This window comes from Pseudomonas putida, from assembly GCF_028682455.1.
Taxonomy (GTDB): domain Bacteria; phylum Pseudomonadota; class Gammaproteobacteria; order Pseudomonadales; family Pseudomonadaceae; genus Aquipseudomonas; species Aquipseudomonas putida_AA.
Genome location: NZ_JANHLD010000002.1, coordinates 1,261,194 through 1,280,184, shown reverse-complemented (window position 1 = coordinate 1,280,184; position 18,991 = coordinate 1,261,194). Strand labels below are relative to the sequence as shown.

Below are 18,991 nucleotides of genomic sequence, written 5' to 3'. Positions count from 1 at the left end.
GCTGGCGATCAATCGTCATCGTCGTCGTCATCATCGTCACGGCCGCGGCGGCGGTCATTGTCGTAGTAGCGGGAGCGGTCGTCGTCGCGGTAGCGTTTGTCGTATTTGCGGTGGTCACGGTCGTCGTCCCAATCGGGGGACCAGCGAAGCCCGCGCCGCTGCTTATTATCGTCGCGGTCGTAATCGTGGTAGTAGCAACCGGCCGTGGACAGGACCGTGGCGACTACGGCAAAACGGGCGAAGTGTTTCAGCACTGTGGATCCTTTATCCGCACAGCGGAGGGTGGTTAAAGACTCAGACCATGATTTCGGTTTTTTGTTTCCGACGGCCCGTTGCGACACAGCGCCACGCAGGCAAAAAAAAGGCTCACACCAGGTGAGCCAAAAACAACGTTCTGAAGGGAAGAAGCCCTAGGCTAGGCGAGCGCCGTTAAGTGGGCGTTAACGCGCTGGCGGCCAAACAAGGCAGGAACCCTCGGCGATTGCCGGCCTCACAGTTGTAGGTCCCCATAAAGGGAAGTGCCACCCAGGAGGCTTTCATGAGCAACCACAACCGCACCGGTCCCCATTCGTCCGAGCATGCAACCAGGCCCGCTGACCTGGGCTTTGATCCGGATTCCCCCGATGTGAGCGACCCGCAGGTCGATCCGGCCGGGCCTGCCAAGGCGCCGAACAACCCCCGGCATGACCGCACCGCGCGTGAAAACGAGTACAGCCCGGACTTCAAGTCAGAGCCTGAAAAAAAACCCAACCGTGATGCCGATATCGATACCGACGGCGGCTGATCACTCATCGCGCGGCAGCTCGATGCGTGCCCTCAAGCCCCCGCCAGGCTGATTGCTCAAGGTCAGTTCGCCGCCTTGCTCGCGAATCACCGTGCGTGCCGCCGGGAGCCCCAGGCCGACGCCGCCGGTGTCGCGGTTGCGGGAGCTTTCCAGGCGAAAGAACGGCACGAATACCTCTTCGAGCGCAGCACCCGGGATCCCCGGGCCCTGGTCGCAGACGTCGATGAACAGGCTGTGCGCGGTGCTGCTCAAGCGAATGCCGGGCGGGCTGGCATATTTGACCGCGTTGTCTATCAAGTTTGTTACCGCGCGTTTCAAGGCCAGCGGGCGACCGAGGTAGACCAGGTTTTTTGGCCCCTCGAAGCGCACATCGATGTGCTGGTCGCCGTAGTCGTCCACCAGCGTCTGCAGCAGCTCGGCGAGATCGAAAGGGGTGGCGGTTTCCAGCCGGGTTTCGTCGCGAAAGAAGTTCAGCGCGGCATTGATCATGCTCTGCATCTCATCGACATCGCGAAACAGCTTGCGCTGTTGCTCGGCGTCCTCGATGAACTCGCCGCGCAGGCGCATGCGTGTCAGCGGCGCGCGCAGGTCATGGGAGATCGCCGCCAGCATCTGCGTGCGCTCGGCGATAAAGTGCTGGATCTGCGCTTGCATGGTGTTGAAGGCGGTAATTGCCTGGCGCAGTTCATGGGGGCCTTCCAGGCGGATCGGTGGTGCGCGCAGGTCGCTGCCGAAGCGCCGCGCTGCGCGGGCGAAGCGCTGCAGCGGGCCTGCCAGCTGGCGGGTGCCGATCCAGGCCACCAGCAAGGCGGCGATCAACGCCAGGATGCCGATGATGGTAAAGCGCATGCCCACGCTCAGGCCCCAGCTTCGATAGGGTGGGGTGAAGGCCAGCCAGCTGTCGTCGCCCAATTGCATGACCAGCTTGTAGTGCGCATCCGGGGCGTCCCGGGGCCAGTCGTCGGGCTTGTAGACCGCGATCTGGCGCGGCGGGCTGGCCAGCAGGCGCTGCAGTTCCGGTACGTCTTCAACGGCAAGCACCTCACCGGCGCCGGGCAGCTCCAGGTTTTCGCGCCGGGGACTCCAATACACATGCAGCATCGGGTTGCTGGCTGCTTCGGCCAGGCGTTCACGCTGATCCGGTGGGGCCGCCTCGACTACCCGGGTAACCACCGCCATTTGTTCGATCAGGCCGATCTGGCTCAAGGGTGGGCGAGCCCACACGCCTGCCAGTTGCACAAAGAGGATGTTCAGCGCCACCGAGGTCAGCATGGCGGCAATGATGGTCAGGGCGATGCGTCTGCTGATGCTGTCGCGGTGCATATCCAGGCGGATCACGAGCGGCTCACCTTGGCGTCGAACAAGTAGCCGCCGTTACGCACGGTGCGGATCAGTGCCGGACGCTTGCTGTCGGGTTCGATCTTGCGGCGCAGGCGGCTGACCTGCACGTCGATACTGCGGTCGTACGCTTCGTACCCCTGGCCCCGGGCCAGGTCGATCAACTGCTCGCGGCTGAGGATGCGCTGCGGGTGCTCGAGAAACACCAGCAGCAAGTCGAACTCACCGGCCGAGAGCGGCACCATCACGCCCTGGGGGGTGCGTAGTTCACGGCGGGTCACATCCAGCTGCCAGTCGTCGAAGCGGATCAACGGCCGGGTTTCCTCGTGCTGCGCGCGCAATTGCTCGCCGGCGCGGCGTTGCACCGCGCGCAGGCGTGCCAGCAGTTCGCGGGCATCGAAGGGTTTGCCCAGGTAGTCGTCGGCACCCAGCTCGAGGCCGACGATACGGTCGCTGAGCTCGTCCATCGCGGTGAGCATGATGATCGGGATGCCGGTGCTGGTGCGCAGTTTCTGGCACAGGTTCAGGCCGTTTTCACCCGGTAGCATCAGGTCGAGGATGATGGTGTCCGGGCGCTGCTGTTCAATGGCCGCCCACATCGCCGTGCCATTGGCGGCCAGGTCGACTTCGTAGCCGTGCATGACAAAGAACTTCTTCAGCAGGGTACAAATTTCCACGTCGTCGTCGACAATCAGCAGTCTGCTCACGTTTTGGTCCAGTGGGGCCTGAAAAGTGCGTATCTAAAACCATTCTGCTCTGCCGGTCATTTATTTCAATCGCGTAACAAAGCTGCAGGCGCGATACAAAGCGGACATCTGCCAGCAAAAGCCGTGCGTGATCCTTTGCGTCGTCCAAAACAAGGGAATATTTCATGCCGGCACAACCCCCGATCGACGGCCTCGACTGCAGCCAGTCCCTGACCCTCGACCTGCGCACCCAGGATCTGTGGCGCAATGCGCTGCTCAATTACCAGGACTCGCGCCTGGAACTGTGCAGCAAAGGGACCCACATGCTCCTCAGCCACTACTTCGAGCGCTACAGCCCCGCCAGCAGCCAGTGGATGGAGTACAGCTACAAAGTGTCGCTGGCGGAGCTGGTGCACTGGATCATGGCCAACGGTCAATTGAGCGTCGAGCGTTCGGGGACGGCGCCTGGGCCTGGAAAAAAACAACGTGAGAACCCACGACATGCGTAAACAAATAATCGCGCCCGCACTGTGCCTGTCGCTGTTGATGGTCGGCTGCAGCCAGAACAAGGTATCGCCCAAGGAGTATTCCGGTTTCCTGCGCAACTATGATCAGTTGCGCGAGTTGAAGACGGCATCGGGGGATTCGGTATTGCGCTGGGTCAGCCCCAATTTGCATATCGAGCGTTACAACCAGGTCTACATCGCACCCAGCCGGTTCTACCCGACCCCAAAGCCCAGCGAGCGGATCCCGGCGTCGACCCTGGCAGCCATCACCACCTACTACGACGCTGCCCTCAAGCGTGAGCTGGGCAAGGTGTTGACGCTGGTCGAGCAACCGGGGCCCAACACCCTGATCATTCGCCCGGCGATCACCTCGGTCGGCGCCCATACCCAGTCACTGCACTTCTACGAGTACCTGCCGGTGACCCTGGTGGCCGCCGGGGTCAGCAGCGCTGTGGGCATCCGCGACCTGGACAGCGAGATTGCCACCGAAGCCGCGTTTCTCGATGGCGGCAGCCGCGCCGTGGTCGCCGAAGTGGTGCGCAAGGGTACCGGTTTGCCGCTGGAGAACGACGATCAGGTGATGACCGCCGATAACCTCAAGATAGTGCTCGACGGCTGGGCACAGGACTGGCGCCACGCCGCCGAAATGCTCAAGCAGCAGAAAACCGCCGCCCTCACAGGGCAAAAATCCACGGCACCATGAATACGCTGACCACCATTACCAGCAAGGTGAAGGGCACGCCGACCTTGACGAAGTCGGCGAAGCGGTATTGGCCGGGGCCCAGCACCAGGGTGTTGACCGGTGAAGAAACCGGCGTCATGAACGCGGCCGAGGCGGCCAGGGCGACGATCATCGCGAACGGGTAGGGCGAGGCCCCCAGTTGCTCGGCGGTACTGATCGCCACCGGCGCCATCAGCACGGCGGTGGCGGTATTGGAGATGAACAGGCCGATGATCGCCGTGATCGCGAACAGGCAGGCGAGGATCATGTAGGGTCCGGCCTCGCCAAGCACCTGCACCAGGGCGGTCACCGCCAGGGCGATACCACCGGTTTTCTGCAGCGCCAGGGCAAAGGGCAGCATGCCGACAATCAGCACCAGGCTCTGCCAATGGATGGCCTTGTAGGCGCTGGTCATGTCGATGCAGCGCCCGGCGCCCATCAGCAAACAGCCAATCAGCGCAGCGATGACATTGGGCACCACGCCGCTGATCATCAGGCCGACCATCACCCCCAGGCTGATCAACGCATAGGGCGCCTGGTTCAGGGCAGGGGCCACGTTGTCGACTTCTGCCGGCAGGCTCAATACCAGAAAGTCCCTGGGCTGGGCTTGCAGTTGGCGCACTGCTTTCCAGGGGCCGATCACCAGCAGGGTGTCGCCCAGCTTGAGCTTTTCTTCCACCAGTTGTTCTTCGATGGCGGTTTGCCCGCGGCGCAGGCCGACCACGTTCAGGTCCCAGCGGGTACGGAAGTTGAGCTCCAGCACACTTTTGCCGATCAACTGCGAGCCGGGCACCACCGCCACTTCGGCCATGCCCACGGCGTGGGACTGGTCGATGAAGTAGGCGGCCTTGAAGTGCAGGGGCTCGAGCTGCATGGTCTGGCACAGGCTGCGCAGGTCATCGCGGGGGGCGAACAGGTCGAGCAGCAGGACGTCGCCCTCGTGCACCGTGGTGCTGGAGTCGGGGCTGATCACCCGGGTGGTGAACTTGTGCTGGCGCTCGATGCCGACCACGTTGGCGCCATGCACGGTGCGCAGCTTCAGCTCGCTCAGGCTGTGGCCGATCAGTGGCGAGCCCGGGCGTACGCGCAGGCGTCGTTCGCGGCCGGCCAGCTTGTAGTCGATGACCAGGTCCAGCAGGGTGCGGCGGGTCTGCGGGCTGCCGTCCTTGCGCACCTCACCGCTGAGCCAGTGGCGGGTCAGCAGCATATAGCCCACCCCCAGGGCGAGGATCACCAGGCCGAACGGGGTGAAGCTGAAAAAGCTGAAGCCCGGTTCACCGTGGCGCACCAGTTCGCTGTGCACCACCACGTTGGGCGGCGTGGCCACCAGGCTGAGCATGCCGCTGATCAAGCCGGCAAAACTGAGCGGCATCATCAGGCGACTGGGCGAGACCTTCATGCGCGCGGCAATGCTCAGCACCACCGGAATGAAAATGGCCACCACCCCGGTGGAACTCATCACCGACCCCAGCCCGGCCACGCAGACCATCAACAGCACCAGCAAGCGCACCTCGCTGTTACCGGCACGGTCGGCCATCCACTCGCCGATACGGTAGGCGATGCCGGTGCGCACCAGGCCTTCGCCGATGACAAACAGCGCGGCGATCAACACCACGTTGGGATCACTGAAGCCGGCCAGGGACTCTTGCACGGTGAGAATGCCGGTCAGTGGCAGGGCCACGATCACCAGCAGGGCAACCACGTCCATGCGGGGGCGGTTGGCGATGAACAGGGCGACACTGGTAAACAGCAATCCCAGTACCCAGAGCAGTTCGTCGTTCATGCAATCTTCCTGATTCGTGAAGCTGCAAAGTCTGGCAGAAAATCACATCGAGTTTGTCGACATGTTGCAGGGCCAGAATGGTCCGGGGGTTTGGTGGTAAGTTTTTCGCTTTTCCAACATTCAAGGAACGAAAGTTTGAGCCAAGACACCACTGACTTGAAACGCACCGCCCTCGTACTCGGTTTGATCGGTTGCATCACGATGACTGCCTACATCATCCGTTTCCTGGTCCAGACCCAAGGGTCTTACAGTGTGGATTACGAGTTCTTGCTCCACATCAGCCTGTTAGTCTTACTGGTTTCATTGTCTTTTCTTGGCGCCATCATGCTCAATCACAGCAAGCCAGAATGCGCGGTGATTGGCGGCCAGTTACTGTGGGCAATAGCAATTATTGCGCAGCCGATATTTGGCTTCACCCATGAGGGGCTGCTGAGCGTGGCGTTTCTGTGGGTGGCCGGATGTCTAGGTTTGAGGATTGGCTGGGTCAGTAGAAAAACGACTAAGGAAAAAACCGATGCGGCAATGTAAAGCCGTTTGCTGACGTTATTGACAGCACGGTGATAGAGTCGGCGTTTTTTCCGACAGGGGTGTGTCATGCGGGTAGTTTTGGCGGTAGTTGCTGCAGCGTTGTTGGCCGGGTGTGCGTCTTCGACCATGGAGGCGGCGCGGGACAAGGCGCCGACCAAGAGCTTCAGCTCAAGCAAGCCCGCCGACCGCGTAGCGCAGTGCATCCAGTTCGGCTGGCAGGACGAAGCGGTGTTCGGCGTAGACGCCAGCGGCTACCTGGAGCCGAACAAGCAGGGCGGTTTTACCGTCTACACCCGTGAGGCCGAATCGTTCGCCGACATCCAGCCCCAGGGCGCCAGCAGCGCAGTCAGTTACTACGCCCAGCACAGCGACAGTGTTGCCCTGCGCCGCATGGCCGCCCTGGCCACCTGCCTGTAAGGCTCAGCGCGGCATATAGCGCAGCTGCCAGCGCCGGGGAATTCTCAGCGAGATCAACCCCAGCGCGGCAGCAAGCCCTGCACTGAACAGCAGGGCGGCGAGGTCGAAGACCTGTTCCAGCAACACCCCGGCGATGGCACCGACGAACATCCCGGTCCAGGGAATCAGTTGCACTCGCCAGCCCTGCCGGCGTTCGCCCAGCAGCGCCCGGCCAAGGCCGCGGCCGAAGCGCGACAGCGCGCCGGTGACGTAGGTCAGGCCGATGGGCAGGCCGTTCACTTCCTCGACCACTGCGTTGATCATGCCCATGGCCGTCACTGCCGCCACCAGCGCCGGCAATTGCCAGGGCAACAGGCCGGCCACCGCCAGCAGGGCTGCGATCAGCGACAGCAGCGGCCAGGGCCGGCGGCCACTCAGGCGGGCGATCACCACGCCCAGGGCGTTGCCCAGCACAAAGGCCAGCAATACCGCGCCGATGCGCAGCACCAGGCCCAGCTCACCTTCACCCAGCGACACCGCCAGGCGCGTGGTGTTGCCGCTCATGAACGAGACGAAATCGCCCGTGGCCATGAAGCCGATGGCGTCGGTCATGCCCGCCAGCACCGACAGTGCGGCGACAAAATACAGCCCGACCCGGCCGCGCAGCCTGGCCACGTGCAATGCTCGGGCTGAGGTGTACGAGGTTCCCGGCAGCATCCGCCATCCTCCCTGCGGGTCAAGCGTTCTGTTGGGCCAGGCGTGCTTCAAGGCTGGCGATGTGCGCTTCGAGACGCTCGTGTTCGCAGCGTTCGGCGCCGATGTCCTCGAACACGCTGATCAGGTGGTCTGGCTCACCATCGGCACGGCGTTGCAACGAAGTGCGCGCGCGGACCCAGATGTAGCGGCCATCTTTGTGGCGCACGCGTTTTTCCACTTCATAGCGAGCGATTTCGCCGGCCAGCAAGCGCTGCAGCAACTGCAGGTTGGCGGCCAGGTCGTCGGAGTGGGTGAGTGCCTGGAAGGTCATCCCGTAAAGTTCATCGGCACGGTAGCCGAGCAGCTCGCACAGGCTGTTGTTGACCCGCAGCCAGGTGCCATCGGGGTCGATATAGGCCAGGGCGCCCCAGGCCAGTTCGAAGATCGCCCGAAACCGCTCTTCGCTGTTGCGCAGCTCGGCTTCGGCGACCATGCGCTCGGTGTTGTCCATGCTGATGCCAACCATCTTCACCGAGCGGCCGGCACTGTCGCGCACCACCGTGGCCCGGGATGAAATCCAGCGCTGCTCGCCGTCGGGGCGGGTGATGCGAAAATCGCATTCGCAGCCGGTGCCGTCGGCCACCGTTTCGGCGTACAGCTGTTGCATGTGGGTGATGTCTTCTTCGGGCAGGTGCGCCCAGAAGTCTTCGTTGCGATGGACCGGCCAGCCGTACACCTGTTCGACGTTGGGCGAGTAGGTGACTTCGTCGCTGATCAGGTTCCACTCCCAGGTGACGATGCGCGCGCCTTCCTGGGCCAGCTTCATGCGGGTTTCGCTTTCCATGATCTCGGCGGTGTAGCGCCGCCGCAGGTCGGTCATCGGCAGTTCGACCACCTGGTGCTGCTGGACGTTCTGCAGTGCCTCTTCGCCGTAACGCAACCAGATCCAGTTGACCTTGAGGAACTCGGCCAGCTTGCGCAGGTTGTCGTAATCGATTTCGCCGCCGCGGGTCCATTTGTGCACCGCCGTGCGCGAAATACCCAAGGCTGTCCCCACGGCTTGCAGGGTCAGCTTGTGATGCTCGAGCTGTTCCTTGAGGCGGAAGGCGAAACTGTTTTCCATCATGGGGCAGGGTGTCCTGATCGGGGCCAAGAGCCTGCCAGTATACCTAAGCTGTCAACTTTTGGTTGACGCCGGCAGGAGCGGGCTTGCCCCGCGATAGCGATCCTCCACTCACATCGCATCGCGGGGCAAGCCTGCCCCTAGCTGAGGTTACAGGTCCAGCACCAGGCGGGCCGAACGGGCGCGCGATACGCAGAGCATCATGCTCTGCTGCGCGGCTTTTTCTTCATCGCTCAGGTACTGGTCGTAGTGCTCGGCTTCACCTTCCAGGATCGCCGTCTCGCAGGTGCCGCACACGCCTTCGCGGCACAGGCACTCGACTTTGGCGGCCTTGGATTTTTCGATGGCCTGGAGAATGCTCATGCCTTCTTCAACCTGCAGTTCAGTGCCGGAGCGGGCCAGTACCAGGGTGAAGGCGCCGCCGGTGACCGGCGCTGCGGCGAACTGTTCCCAGTGCACGCGCTGCTCGGTAATACCGGCCTTGGCTGCGGTGGCGATCACGGCATCAATCAACGGCTTGGGGCCGCATACGTACAGGTGGGCATCGTCAGCCAGGCCGGCGCAAAGGGCGGCCAGGTCGAGCTTGCGGTCGAGGCTGTCGATGTAGAAACGGGTATTGCCCGCATGCGGGCCGCTTTCCAGCTGGTCCTGGAACGCCCCGTGCTCGGGCGCGCGGAAAGCGTAGTGCAGTTCGTAATCGGTGTTGCCGCCTTCGAGTTCGTGCAACTGGGCCAGGAACGGGGTAATGCCGATGCCACCGGCGATCAGCACGTGGCGGCCGGCGCTGGGGTCCAGGGCGAACAGGTTGTTGGGCGTCGAGATGGTCAACGCGGTGCCGACTTCCACCTGCTGGTGCATGAACGCCGAGCCGCCCTTGGACTGCTCTTCAAGGCGTACGCCGATCTGGTAGCTGCGGGTGTCGCGCGGGTCGCTCATCAGCGAGTAGGCGTTGCTGTACTGGCTGCCGTCGGCACCCTGCATCTGCACGATGACATGGCTGCCACCGGTAAAGGCGGGCATCGGCGCGCCGTCTTCGCGGGCCAGGGTGAAGCGCTTGATCAGCGGGGTTGCCTGCTGTACGTCGGTGACGCGCACGCTGAACATTTCATATTTGTTGGCCATGATTCACCTCGACTGCAGGGGGACGCGGCAGGCCCTGCCGCGTCCCGGAACCGGCGCGCTCAGATGGCGAGGCACAGGTATTTGATTTCCAGATAATCTTCGATGCCGTACTTGGAGCCTTCACGGCCCAGGCCCGATTGCTTGATGCCACCGAACGGCGCGACCTCATTGGAGATCAGCCCGGTGTTGACGCCGACCATGCCGTACTCCAGCTGCTCGGCTACCTTGAACACCCGGGCGATATCGCGGCTGTAGAAGTAGGCCGCCAGGCCGTACTGGGTGGCGTTGGCCAGGGCAACCACTTCCTCGTCGGTGCTGAAGCGCACCAGGGCTGCCACCGGGCCGAAGATTTCTTCTTCGAGCAGTTCCATGCCGGGGCCGACATTGGCTAGCACGGTCGGCTCGAAGAAGTTGCCACCCAGGGCGTGGGCCTGGCCGCCCAGCACCAGTTCGGCGCCTTTGCCCACGGCGTCGTCGATCAGGCTGCGAACCTTGGCCACGGCCTTGTCACTGATCAGCGGGCCGATCTGGGTGCCTTCGGCGCTGCCATGGCCGACGCCCAGCTGGCGTACGCGCTCGATGAAGCGTTCGCTGAACTGCGTGTAGACGCTGTCGTGGATATAGAAGCGGTTGACGCACACGCAGGTCTGCCCGGCGTTGCGGTACTTGGCGATCAGTGCGCCTTCGACGGCGGCGTCGATATCGGCATCGGCGAACACAATGAACGGCGCATTGCCGCCCAGTTCCAGGCTGACTTTCTTGATGGTTTCGGCGCACTGGCCCATCAGCAGGCGACCCACCGGGGTCGAGCCGGTAAAGCTCAACTTGCGCACCGAAGAGTGGCCGGTGAACTGCGCTCCAATGGCCGGAGCATCGCCGGTGACCACGCTAAACACGCCCGCCGGTACACCGGCACGTTCGGCAAGCTCGGCCAGGGCCAAGGCGCAGAACGGGGTTTCGTTGGCCGGCTTGACCACCATGGTGCAGCCTGCGGCCAGGGCCGGAGCGACCTTGCGGGTGATCATCGCCGCCGGGAAGTTCCACGGGGTGATGGCGGTGCACACACCGATGCCTTGCTTGATCACCAGCAGGCGCTTGTCATTGGCGGGGCTCGGGATCACATCGCCGTAGACGCGCTTGCCTTCTTCGGCGAACCACTCGACGAAGGAGGCGGCGTAGCGGATTTCACCCAGGGCTTCGTGCAGGGGCTTGCCCTGTTCGAAGGTCATCAGGCGGGCCAGGTCCTGCTCGTGTTCGAGCAGCAGTTCGAACCAGCGACGCAGGATCTGCGCGCGGTCCTTGGCGGTTCGCGAGCGCCAGTCGGCCAGGGCCGCTTCGGCGGCCTCGATGGCGCGTACCGCCTCGGCACCGGCCATCAGTGGCACGCTGCCCAGCAGGTTGCCGTTGGCAGGGTCGGTCACTGCCAGGGTGCGGGCGTCATCGGCGTCGCACCATTGCCCGGCAATGTAGGCCTGCTGGCGGAACAGCTTATTGTCATTGAGATTCACGCAAGGTACTCCCAAGCGCGCCGCAAGCCGTGTGGCCTGCGGCGCCGGTTATCAGTCGTCGAGATGGGCAACAGCGATCAGGTTGTGGAAGTGGGCGATGCCGTGCTCGCTCATGCCGCTGCGCTGGCGGTCGGCCATGATCCGGCCCTGGCCGCGGTAGCCGCGGGACTTCAGGCCTTTCTGCACGCTCTCTACCAGGCGCAGGTCTTCAGGGCGGAACACCTCGCGGTACCAGTCGATCAGCTTCTGCTGCTCTTCGGTGATGTCCTTGTTGAGGAAGTAGATGTCGTAGTGCTGCAGGGTGGTTTCGGCATCGACCGGGAACTCGTAGATCACGGTCATGAAGTTCGCTCCTGGCGGCACGTTGAACATGGTGCACGGCCAGGCCCAGAAGCCGGCGAACGACGGGTCCTTGACCGACTCATCGAACTTGAACGATTGCTCCGACGGCTTGGCCAGGCCGTACTGCAGGGTCCAGTTGCCGTGCATGCTGTGGCTGTACTGGCCAACGTCCACCGAATCGGAAAAGCCTGGGTGGGCCGGGGCGCAGTGGTAGCACTCGAGGTAGTTGTCGACGATCGACTTCCAGTTGGCCGGGGTGTCGCTGACAAAGCGAGCCGCCAGGTGCAGGTCGTCGATCACGCCGCAGGCCTCGCGCATGCGCGCTTGTAGGCCTGGCAGTTGGTCTTCGACGGTGCCGGCATCCATGTCCATATTGATGAAGATGAAGCCTGCGTACTCTTCGACGCGCAGCTGCACCAGGGTCGAGTTCTCTTTGTCGAAGTTCACCACGTTGTCGCAGTTGCGCGCGTGGGCCAGCTCGCCGTCGAGCTTGAAGGTCCAGGCATGGTACGGGCAGGTGATGACGTTCTTGGCCTTGCCGCTGCCGCTGAGCAACTGGTGGCCACGGTGCGGGCAGACGTTGTAGAAGGCGCGCAGCACGCTGTCGCGGCCACGGACCACGATGATGCTTTCGCCGATCACTTCACGGGTGATGTAGGCATTGTTCTCGGCGACTTCGCTGCGGTGGCCGACACAGATCCAGCTGCGGGCGAAGATGGCTTCTTTCTCGTGCTCGAATACCGAGGCCTGGGTGTAGAAGTTGGCCGGAATGGTGAACGCCTCTTCGGCGTTGGCGCAGAAATCGGCGGGCAGGCGTTTGAAGTCATTCATGATGGGTTCTCACAAGCTCGGTTTTTTAGTTATCAGTTAACGCGTATCTGTCAGTTAACAAGTCAGGCAAAAAAATTTGCCTCCCGTGTAGGAGCGGGCTTGCCCCGCGATAGCGTTCTGTCAGCTATATCGCTATCGCGGGGCAAGCCTGCTCCTGCACGGGGTGTTCAGTGCACGGCGGCAGCGCTGCGGGGTGCTTTTTCAGCGGGCTCTTCACCGGCCATGCGCGCCGCTTCTTCTTCGATGCGGAAGGCAGGCATCTGGCCGTAGTCTTCGAACATCCATTTGAAGAAGCCGTAGATCTTCACCAGCAAAATCACCATGAACGGGATCGCGGTCAGTACCACGGCGGTTTTCATGGTCGATAGCGAAGCCTTGGCGAACAGCATGGCCAGCGGCACCAGGGTCAGCACCACGCACCAGAACAGGCGGTGGGTCGGTGTCGGGTCGTCGCCTTCACGCAGGTTGCGGGTGCTGGTGGCCGCTACCGCATAGGCCGCGGCGTCCATGTGCGAGGCGCAGAAGATCGCCATGATGAACAGGTACACGCCCAGGAACACCTGGCCCCATGGCAATGCCAGCAGCAGATGGGTCACCGCCGATTCGCCGCCTTGCTCGCTGAGCATTTTCGGGACGTCCACGGCACCGGTGATGAACTGGTGCATGCTGTAGCTTTCCAGCGCGCCGAAGAAGAACCAGCAACCGAAGCTGCCGCCCATTAACAGGGCAAGGACCACTTCCTTGATCTGCCGGCCACGCGATACGCGGGTCACGAACATGGCTACGCCCGGCGCGTAGGACACCCACCACAGCCAGTAGAACACCGTCCAGTTGCGGGTGAAGGCACCATCACCGGCAGGGTCGGTGAACAGGCTCATGTGCACGTAGTTCTGGATCATCAGGCCAATGGAGTTGGCAGTGTTGTTGATGGTGAACTGGGTGGGCCCCACCAGCAGTACCACCAGCGCGAACACCAGCGCGCCGATGCAGACCATCTTGCTCAGGCGCTGCAGACCACCGTCGATACCGATGTAGGAGCTGAGCGAGAACAGCACGGCCACGCCACCGATCACCATCAACTGCACGGTGAAGGTGTCCGGGGTGCCGGCCAGGTCATGCAGGCCACGGGTAAGGGTCGAGGCGGTGAGGGCCAGCGACACGGTCAGTGCGCCCATCATGGTCAGCAGGAAGATCAGGTCGACGCTGCGGCCCACAGGGCCGGTGGCCTTGAAGCCGGTCACAGCTTCGACGATCGAGGCCAGGTTCAGGCCGCTCTTCTTGCGCACGTGGAAGTGATAGGCCATGGCCAGCGAGGCCAGGGCATAGATCGACCAGGCGCTGACGCCCCAGTGGAAGAACGAGTAGCTGATGCTGTACTCGAGCGCCTGGGGGGTGGCGGCGGCGATGTTCAGGCCCGGGGTCTGGTAGTAGTAGGCCCACTCCATCACACCCCAGTAGAGGGTCGAGGAACCCATGCCGGCGCAGATGAACATGAACACCCAGGTGGCGGTGGCGTATTCAGGCTTGCCACTGCCCAGGCGGATATTGCCGTATTTGCTGAAGGCCAGGTACAGCACGGCCAGGGAGCTACCGAACACCAGCACCTGAACGCTGGTACCGAAGGTGCGGGTAGACAGTTCGAACAACTGGTTTGCCGCGCTTTCGGCCTCGGCCGGGAAGGCTGCAAGGCCAATCACAGTGAGCAGCACGGCTATCAGACTCACGGTGATCAGGAACACATCAATCTTTTTATTCTTGTGCGACATCATCGTCTCCTGGACGTTGGCGTACTTATATACCCGGCAGGCAACCGGGGTGTTGCGGTGTTGCTCCTTCCTTGGCTGTTAACTAGAGGTTAACGTGAATCTTTTGGTTAACAGATTTTGCATACAATCCACTGCGCTCGCAAGAGGGGTGGGGCCGTTTTGTCAGACAATTCTGATAATCGGCCCCGCCGGGATCACGCCTCGATCAGATCGGTGATCGCCTGGCCCACTTGTTGGGTGGATTTCTGCCCACCCATGTCACGGGTGGTGTCGCCCGCCGCGATGACCTGCTCGATGGCCTTGAGGATGTCGTCGTGGGCGGCTCGGTAGCGTGGGTCGCTGCCGTCGTTGCCAAGAAAATCGAGCATCAGTGCCCCCGACCAGATCATCGCGATCGGGTTGGCGATGTTCTTGCCGTAGATGTCCGGGGCCGAACCGTGTACCGGCTCGAACAGCGACGGGAATTTGCGCTCGGGGTTGAGGTTGGCCGATGGCGCGATGCCGATGGTGCCAGCGCAAGCCGGGCCCAGGTCGGAGAGGATGTCGCCGAACAGGTTGGAGGCCACCACCACGTCGAAGCGATCCGGCTGCAGCACGAAGCGGGCGCAGAGGATATCAATGTGCTGTTTGTCCCAGCTGATTTCCGGATAATTGGCAGCCATGGCGGCGGTGCGCTCGTCCCAGTAGGGCATGCTCACGGCCATGCCGTTGGACTTGGTGGCCGAGGTGACGTGCTTGCGCTCGCGGGTCTGGGCCACATCGAAGGCATACTTGAGGATGCGGTCCACGCCACGGCGGGTGAACACCGACTCTTGCAGCACGAACTCGTTTTCGGTGTTTTCGAACATGCGCCCACCCAGGGACGAGTATTCGCCCTCGGTGTTCTCGCGGATCACCACAAAATCGATGTCGCCCGGCTCACGACCGGCCAGCGGGCACGGCACGCCGGGGAACAGGCGCACCGGACGGATGTTCACATACTGGTCGAAATCGCGGCGGAACTTGAGCAGCGAGCCCCACAGCGAAATGTGGTCCGGAACCTTGTCTGGCCAGCCGACGGCGCCGAAGTACAGTGCGTCGAAATCCTTGAGCTGTTCGAACCAGTCGTCGGGCATCATCTTGCCGTGGGCCAGGTAATAGTCGCAGCTGGCCCACTCGAAGAATTCGAAGCTGATGTCCAGGCCATGCTTGCGGGCAGCTGCCTCGACTACACGGATACCTTCGGGGAGAACTTCGTTGCCGATGCCGTCGCCTGGGATGGCTGCGATTCGAAATGTCTTGCTCATGGGGCGCACTCGTTGTCTAGGGAACAGATGCGAGCCATGCTATAAGGGCTGGATTCAGAGATAATCTCGCCTTTCATAGATTCTTAGTGCACGAAACGTGAATAATCTGCCGAGCCTCGACGACCTCAATATCTTTCTCCAGGTGGCCAAGCGCGCCAGCTTCGCGGCGGTGGCCGATGAGCTGGGCATGTCGGCGGCCTTCATCAGCAAGCGTATCCGCGTGCTTGAACAGGACCTCGACGTGCGCCTGCTGCACCGAACCACCCGGCGGGTGACGGTGAGCGAGGAGGGCGAGCGGGTGTACCAGTGGGCCCAGCAGATCTTCGACGCGGTGCAGCGCATGGGCGACGATATCAGCGCCCAGCATCGCGAACCGGCAGGCCAGCTGCGTATCGCCAGCAGCCTGGGCCTGGGGCGCCGGTTCGTGGCCCCGGCGCTGTCGGAACTGGCCGAGCGGTATCCGCGCCTGGACATTCGCCTGGATGTGCATGACCGGTTGGTGGACCTGATCGAAGAGGGCGTCGACCTGGACATCCGCGTCGGCAATGTCATCGCCCCCAACCTGATCGCCAAGCCGCTGGCCAAGAACCGGCGCGTGTTGTGTGCTTCACCGGCCTACCTGGCGCGGCGGGGCACGCCCAAGGTGCTGGCCGAGCTGGCCAGTCACGATTGCCTGGTGATCAAGGAGCGTGACCACCCTTTTGGTATCTGGCAGCTCGAAGGGCCCAATGGCGAGGAAAGTGTGCGGGTGACCGGCAGCCTGTCGAGCAACCACGGTGAAGTGGCGCACCAGTGGTGCCTGGATGGGCGAGGGGTGTTGCTGCGTTCGTGGTGGGATGTGCACGACAGCCTGGCCGATGGGCGGTTGGTGCAGGTACTGGGCGAGTATCACCAGCCAGCGGATATCTGGGCGGTGTACACCTCGCCCTTGGCCAGTTCGGCCAAGGTACGGGTGGCGGTGGAGTTTTTCCGTCAGTATTTCTCCGAGCGCTACAGCCTGCCCGAGTTGGGTTGACGGTTCGGGCCTTATCGCCGACAAGCCGGCTCCCACAAAGATTCCCTGTGGGAGCCGGCTTGCCGGCGATGGGATCAGAAGGTGTAATCCAGCGTCGCAAAGTACGCGCGTGGCTCACCCATGATCCACTGCTCGCCACTGTGGGCAACGGCTGCGTAACGGCGGTCCAGCAGGTTGTTCACCTGCAACCCCAGTCGCACATCCGGCAGTACCTGCCACCCCAGGTTGGCATCGACCACCGTGAAGCCCGGCACGGTCTGGGTGTTGGCGGTGTCGGCATAGCGCTCGTCGACATAACGCAGGCCCATACCGGCATCCACGCCATGGCTGAAGCCCTTGTTCACCCACAGATTGGCGGTGCGCCGTGGCACGTTGCTCGGGCGGTTGCCGGCGCGCGAGACCGTCTGGCCTCCCACCGTCTGGTCGAAGTCATCGTATTTGGCGCGTACCACCGAGGCGTTGGCCGAGACATGCCACTGGTTGGCCAGGGCCAGCTCCAGGGTGGCCTCCAGGCCATCGGAAGTCTGCTGTCCGGCCTGTTCCTTGAGGTGGGTGACAGGGTTATCGACCAGCAGCTTTTCCTTGACGATGTGGTAGGCCGCCAAGGTCCATTCGCCACGGCCGTCCCAGAACAATTGCTTGAGGCCGAGTTCGGTCTGCCGGGCTTCGGTCAGGTCGAAGTTCTGCTGGGTCGGGCTCAAGCTGATCAGGTCGCTGACGCCATCTTCGCTGGTGGAGTACTGCCCATACAGCGACAGCTCGTCAGTCACGGCAAACACCAGGCCGGCGCGCCAGTTGCCGCCGCCGAGGCTGCGGTCGGAGCGGGTGTTGTTGACCAGGTTGTCGCGGTCGATATGGTTCTGGTCGCGGCGGATACCGGTGACCAGCGACCAGCGCTCCGTCAACTGGGTACGGTTCTCTGCGAACAGGGCGAAGGTGCGGGTGGTGCTGTGGGATTGCGGGCGGGTCGGGTCCTGGCTGTGGAAGTAGCCCGGTGCCGGGGCCCACGGATCGATGTAGTCGCCGCCGATGTCGTTGTACGGTGAGTTGCTGTCGATGCCGAAACGGATGCGGTTGTACTCGGCGCCGACCACGGTCTTGCTGGCCAGGCCGAACAGCGAGTGGTCGAAGGTGAAGCTCTGGCGGTCGCCGATCTGCTCCTGGTCGTGCTTGATCTCAAGGTAGCTGCCACGTTCCAGCTGGCCCAGGTCGCTGTGCCAGGTGTAGTCCTCGGCGTTGCGCCAGTGGCGACGGCTCTTGATGTAGTACAGCTGGTTGCTGGCACTGATCGAGTCGCTGATCGCCCAGTCGGTGTTCAGCCGGGTCCATTCGTCGTGGTAGCGCTGCACGTCGTCGCGCACGTTGTAGTTCTTCTTGCCCAGGCTGTCGCGGGAATGGCCGTCGATCAACGGTGTACCGAAGTAGTTCATCGGCTCGGCATCGCCGCGCTCATGGGCCAGGGTAAAGCTCAGGTCGTCGGTGGCGTCGAAGCGCAATGCAGCGCTCATGGCCAGGCTTTTCGAGTCGCCGCGGTCGACCCAGCCGTTGCCTTGCTGGTCGTTGAGGGTGACCCGGTAGCTCAGGCGTTCGCTGAGCGAGCCGCCGCTGTCCAGGCCCAGTTGCTGACGGTCGTAGGAGCCGTAGCCCAGGCGCAGGTGATTGCGGACTTCACCGGCGAACGGCTTTTTCGGGATCACGTTGATCACCGCACCCGTGGCGCCTTCGCCGTAGAGTACCGACGCCGGCCCGCGGATGATGTCGATGCGCTCGACCATCCAGGGGTCGACCGGGAAGGTCTGGGTGCCGGCACCGGTGTACATGCGCGAACCGTCGAAGAGGGTCATCACTGAGCCATGCCCGGTAAACCCACGGGCCGACAACGCGGTGTTGCCGTTGCCCGGCGTGCCCACCGAGCTGATGCCGGGCGAGCGAATGACCGCGTCCTGCACGGTGGCGTTGTTGCGACCGTCGATGGCCTCGGCGCCCAGGCTGCTGGTGCTGGCCGGGGTGTCCATGGCGCTCAGGTTCAGGCGCGAGCCGGCGGGCAGTGGCGTGGCCAGGCTGATCGTTTCGTTGTCGCTGGTGCTGGTGATGGCCGTCGAGGGCAGGGCCAGGGCAGAAGGGCTGTGTTCTTCGGCAAGGGCTGGCAGCGAGAGCGCCAGGCAAGGGGCCAGGGCATTGGCTGCCAGGGTGTGAAGCTTGGAATTACGGGACATGTCGTTCCACAGTCAACAGGAAGAATGAATCCCGGAGGGAACAACGCATGGAGGAATTGCGCGCGCAGGCGAACGCAACCCGGCCTGCGCCCGCCCACCGCGGGGTTGCCAAACAAAAGTTCCAGGCCGGTCTCCGGGCTTGCGAGGGTCATGAAGGCCTTCACCTTCCCATGCCGAGGCACAGTGGTGTTTCGAAGGCTTCGCTCGCTTACCGTTGCGGGGGCAGCGCCGGACTGATCACCTGAGTGACGCACCGGCTTCCCGTTTCACCCTGCGCACGGCGGCGCAGGACACCTGAAACTGGCGCGCATGTGAACATCGAATGCATTGCTAGTCAAATGTAC

At 63.0% G+C, this 18,991-nt stretch carries 18 protein-coding genes and 1 riboswitch; of the genes, 6 read left to right on the top strand and 12 right to left on the bottom strand.

Annotated elements, in window-relative coordinates; genetic code table 11:
* Window positions 1-8: 8 nt before the first annotated feature.
* The gene (locus tag NPS58_RS16360) at window positions 9-254 is read right to left on the bottom strand and encodes a hypothetical protein (RefSeq protein WP_274116395.1); all 246 of its coding nucleotides are present in this window, start codon (window positions 252-254) and stop codon (window positions 9-11) included.
* 284 nt (window positions 255-538) lie between these two features.
* Here NPS58_RS16360 and NPS58_RS16355 point away from each other — a divergent pair, with 284 nt between their 5' ends.
* On the top strand, window positions 539-784 hold the full coding sequence (locus NPS58_RS16355) for a DUF6021 family protein (protein ID WP_274116394.1): 246 nt from the start codon (window positions 539-541) through the stop codon (window positions 782-784).
* Here NPS58_RS16355 and NPS58_RS16350 read toward each other — a convergent pair whose 3' ends face one another.
* Window positions 785-2,122, bottom strand: coding sequence for a sensor histidine kinase (locus tag NPS58_RS16350; RefSeq protein ID WP_274116393.1), 1,338 nt, complete (start codon window positions 2,120-2,122; stop codon window positions 785-787).
* On the bottom strand, window positions 2,119-2,829 hold the full coding sequence (locus NPS58_RS16345; RefSeq protein WP_274116392.1) for a response regulator: 711 nt from the start codon (window positions 2,827-2,829) through the stop codon (window positions 2,119-2,121). Before NPS58_RS16345 ends, NPS58_RS16350 begins: the two co-directional genes overlap by 4 nt.
* Window positions 2,830-2,993: 164 nt before the next feature.
* Here NPS58_RS16345 and NPS58_RS16340 point away from each other — a divergent pair, with 164 nt between their 5' ends.
* Both NPS58_RS16340 and NPS58_RS16335 read left to right on the top strand, forming a co-directional pair.
* On the top strand, window positions 2,994-3,317 hold the full coding sequence (locus NPS58_RS16340) for a hypothetical protein (protein WP_274116391.1): 324 nt from the start codon (window positions 2,994-2,996) through the stop codon (window positions 3,315-3,317).
* Window positions 3,310-4,017, top strand: a complete 708-nt coding sequence (locus NPS58_RS16335) for a DUF3313 domain-containing protein (RefSeq protein WP_274116390.1) — start codon at window positions 3,310-3,312, stop codon at window positions 4,015-4,017. Before NPS58_RS16340 ends, NPS58_RS16335 begins: the two co-directional genes overlap by 8 nt.
* Here NPS58_RS16335 and NPS58_RS16330 read toward each other — a convergent pair.
* Window positions 3,989-5,818: an SLC13 family permease gene (locus NPS58_RS16330; protein ID WP_274116389.1), complete on the bottom strand. Its 1,830-nt coding sequence runs from the start codon at window positions 5,816-5,818 to the stop codon at window positions 3,989-3,991. The genes NPS58_RS16335 and NPS58_RS16330 overlap by 29 nt on opposite strands.
* A 135-nt stretch (window positions 5,819-5,953) precedes the next feature.
* Between NPS58_RS16330 and NPS58_RS16325 the strand changes: the two genes are divergently transcribed.
* Both NPS58_RS16325 and NPS58_RS16320 read left to right on the top strand, forming a co-directional pair.
* Window positions 5,954-6,346: a hypothetical protein gene (locus NPS58_RS16325; protein ID WP_274116388.1), complete on the top strand. Its 393-nt coding sequence runs from the start codon at window positions 5,954-5,956 to the stop codon at window positions 6,344-6,346.
* A gap of 66 nt (window positions 6,347-6,412) precedes the next feature.
* Window positions 6,413-6,763 carry a hypothetical protein gene (locus NPS58_RS16320; RefSeq protein ID WP_274116387.1) on the top strand — a complete coding sequence of 117 codons (351 nt, stop codon included), beginning with the start codon at window positions 6,413-6,415 and terminating at the stop codon, window positions 6,761-6,763.
* A 3-nt stretch (window positions 6,764-6,766) separates the two neighbouring features.
* Here NPS58_RS16320 and NPS58_RS16315 read toward each other — a convergent pair whose 3' ends face one another.
* From NPS58_RS16315 to NPS58_RS16285, 7 genes are all read right to left on the bottom strand, one after another.
* Window positions 6,767-7,459, bottom strand: a complete 693-nt coding sequence (locus tag NPS58_RS16315) for a YoaK family protein (protein WP_274116386.1) — start codon at window positions 7,457-7,459, stop codon at window positions 6,767-6,769.
* A 19-nt stretch (window positions 7,460-7,478) separates the two neighbouring features.
* Window positions 7,479-8,564: a PAS domain S-box protein gene (locus NPS58_RS16310; RefSeq protein ID WP_274116385.1), complete on the bottom strand. Its 1,086-nt coding sequence runs from the start codon at window positions 8,562-8,564 to the stop codon at window positions 7,479-7,481.
* Window positions 8,565-8,711: 147 nt separating this feature from the next.
* Window positions 8,712-9,683, bottom strand: a complete 972-nt coding sequence (locus NPS58_RS16305) for a PDR/VanB family oxidoreductase (RefSeq protein WP_274116384.1) — start codon at window positions 9,681-9,683, stop codon at window positions 8,712-8,714.
* Between the two features lie 59 nt (window positions 9,684-9,742).
* Entirely contained in the window at window positions 9,743-11,191 is a 1,449-nt protein-coding gene (locus NPS58_RS16300) for an NAD-dependent succinate-semialdehyde dehydrogenase (RefSeq protein WP_274116383.1), read from the bottom strand.
* 51 nt (window positions 11,192-11,242) lie between these two features.
* A complete protein-coding gene (locus NPS58_RS16295) occupies window positions 11,243-12,364 on the bottom strand; it encodes an aromatic ring-hydroxylating oxygenase subunit alpha (RefSeq protein ID WP_274116382.1) in 1,122 nt (373 codons plus the stop codon).
* Between the two features lie 167 nt (window positions 12,365-12,531).
* A complete protein-coding gene (locus NPS58_RS16290; protein WP_274116381.1) occupies window positions 12,532-14,130 on the bottom strand; it encodes a BCCT family transporter in 1,599 nt (532 codons plus the stop codon).
* A gap of 194 nt (window positions 14,131-14,324) precedes the next feature.
* Window positions 14,325-15,416, bottom strand: a complete 1,092-nt coding sequence (locus NPS58_RS16285) for a tartrate dehydrogenase (protein ID WP_274116380.1) — start codon at window positions 15,414-15,416, stop codon at window positions 14,325-14,327.
* Between the two features lie 97 nt (window positions 15,417-15,513).
* Here NPS58_RS16285 and NPS58_RS16280 point away from each other — a divergent pair, with 97 nt between their 5' ends.
* The gene (locus tag NPS58_RS16280; protein WP_274116379.1) at window positions 15,514-16,431 is read left to right on the top strand and encodes a LysR substrate-binding domain-containing protein; all 918 of its coding nucleotides are present in this window, start codon (window positions 15,514-15,516) and stop codon (window positions 16,429-16,431) included.
* Between the two features lie 74 nt (window positions 16,432-16,505).
* Here NPS58_RS16280 and NPS58_RS16275 read toward each other — a convergent pair whose 3' ends face one another.
* Window positions 16,506-18,647 carry a TonB-dependent receptor gene (locus NPS58_RS16275; RefSeq protein WP_274116378.1) on the bottom strand — a complete coding sequence of 714 codons (2,142 nt, stop codon included), beginning with the start codon at window positions 18,645-18,647 and terminating at the stop codon, window positions 16,506-16,508.
* A 107-nt stretch (window positions 18,648-18,754) separates the two neighbouring features.
* Window positions 18,755-18,960: riboswitch (cobalamin riboswitch) on the bottom strand.
* Between the last annotated feature and the right edge of the window lie 31 nt (window positions 18,961-18,991).

Coding starts and splice junctions, on each gene's coding strand:
- NPS58_RS16330 (WP_274116389.1), bottom strand. CDS start 5,818: ATGAACGACGAACTGCTCTGGGTACTGGGATTGCTGTTTACCAGTGTC.
- NPS58_RS16340 (WP_274116391.1), top strand. CDS start 2,994: ATGCCGGCACAACCCCCGATCGACGGCCTCGACTGCAGCCAGTCCCTG.
- NPS58_RS16295 (WP_274116382.1), bottom strand. CDS start 12,364: ATGAATGACTTCAAACGCCTGCCCGCCGATTTCTGCGCCAACGCCGAA.
- NPS58_RS16305 (WP_274116384.1), bottom strand. CDS start 9,683: ATGGCCAACAAATATGAAATGTTCAGCGTGCGCGTCACCGACGTACAG.
- NPS58_RS16310 (WP_274116385.1), bottom strand. CDS start 8,564: ATGATGGAAAACAGTTTCGCCTTCCGCCTCAAGGAACAGCTCGAGCAT.
- NPS58_RS16320 (WP_274116387.1), top strand. CDS start 6,413: ATGCGGGTAGTTTTGGCGGTAGTTGCTGCAGCGTTGTTGGCCGGGTGT.
- NPS58_RS16275 (WP_274116378.1), bottom strand. CDS start 18,647: ATGTCCCGTAATTCCAAGCTTCACACCCTGGCAGCCAATGCCCTGGCC.
- NPS58_RS16285 (WP_274116380.1), bottom strand. CDS start 15,416: ATGAGCAAGACATTTCGAATCGCAGCCATCCCAGGCGACGGCATCGGC.
- NPS58_RS16355 (WP_274116394.1), top strand. CDS start 539: ATGAGCAACCACAACCGCACCGGTCCCCATTCGTCCGAGCATGCAACC.
- NPS58_RS16290 (WP_274116381.1), bottom strand. CDS start 14,130: ATGTCGCACAAGAATAAAAAGATTGATGTGTTCCTGATCACCGTGAGT.
- NPS58_RS16315 (WP_274116386.1), bottom strand. CDS start 7,459: ATGCTGCCGGGAACCTCGTACACCTCAGCCCGAGCATTGCACGTGGCC.
- NPS58_RS16335 (WP_274116390.1), top strand. CDS start 3,310: ATGCGTAAACAAATAATCGCGCCCGCACTGTGCCTGTCGCTGTTGATG.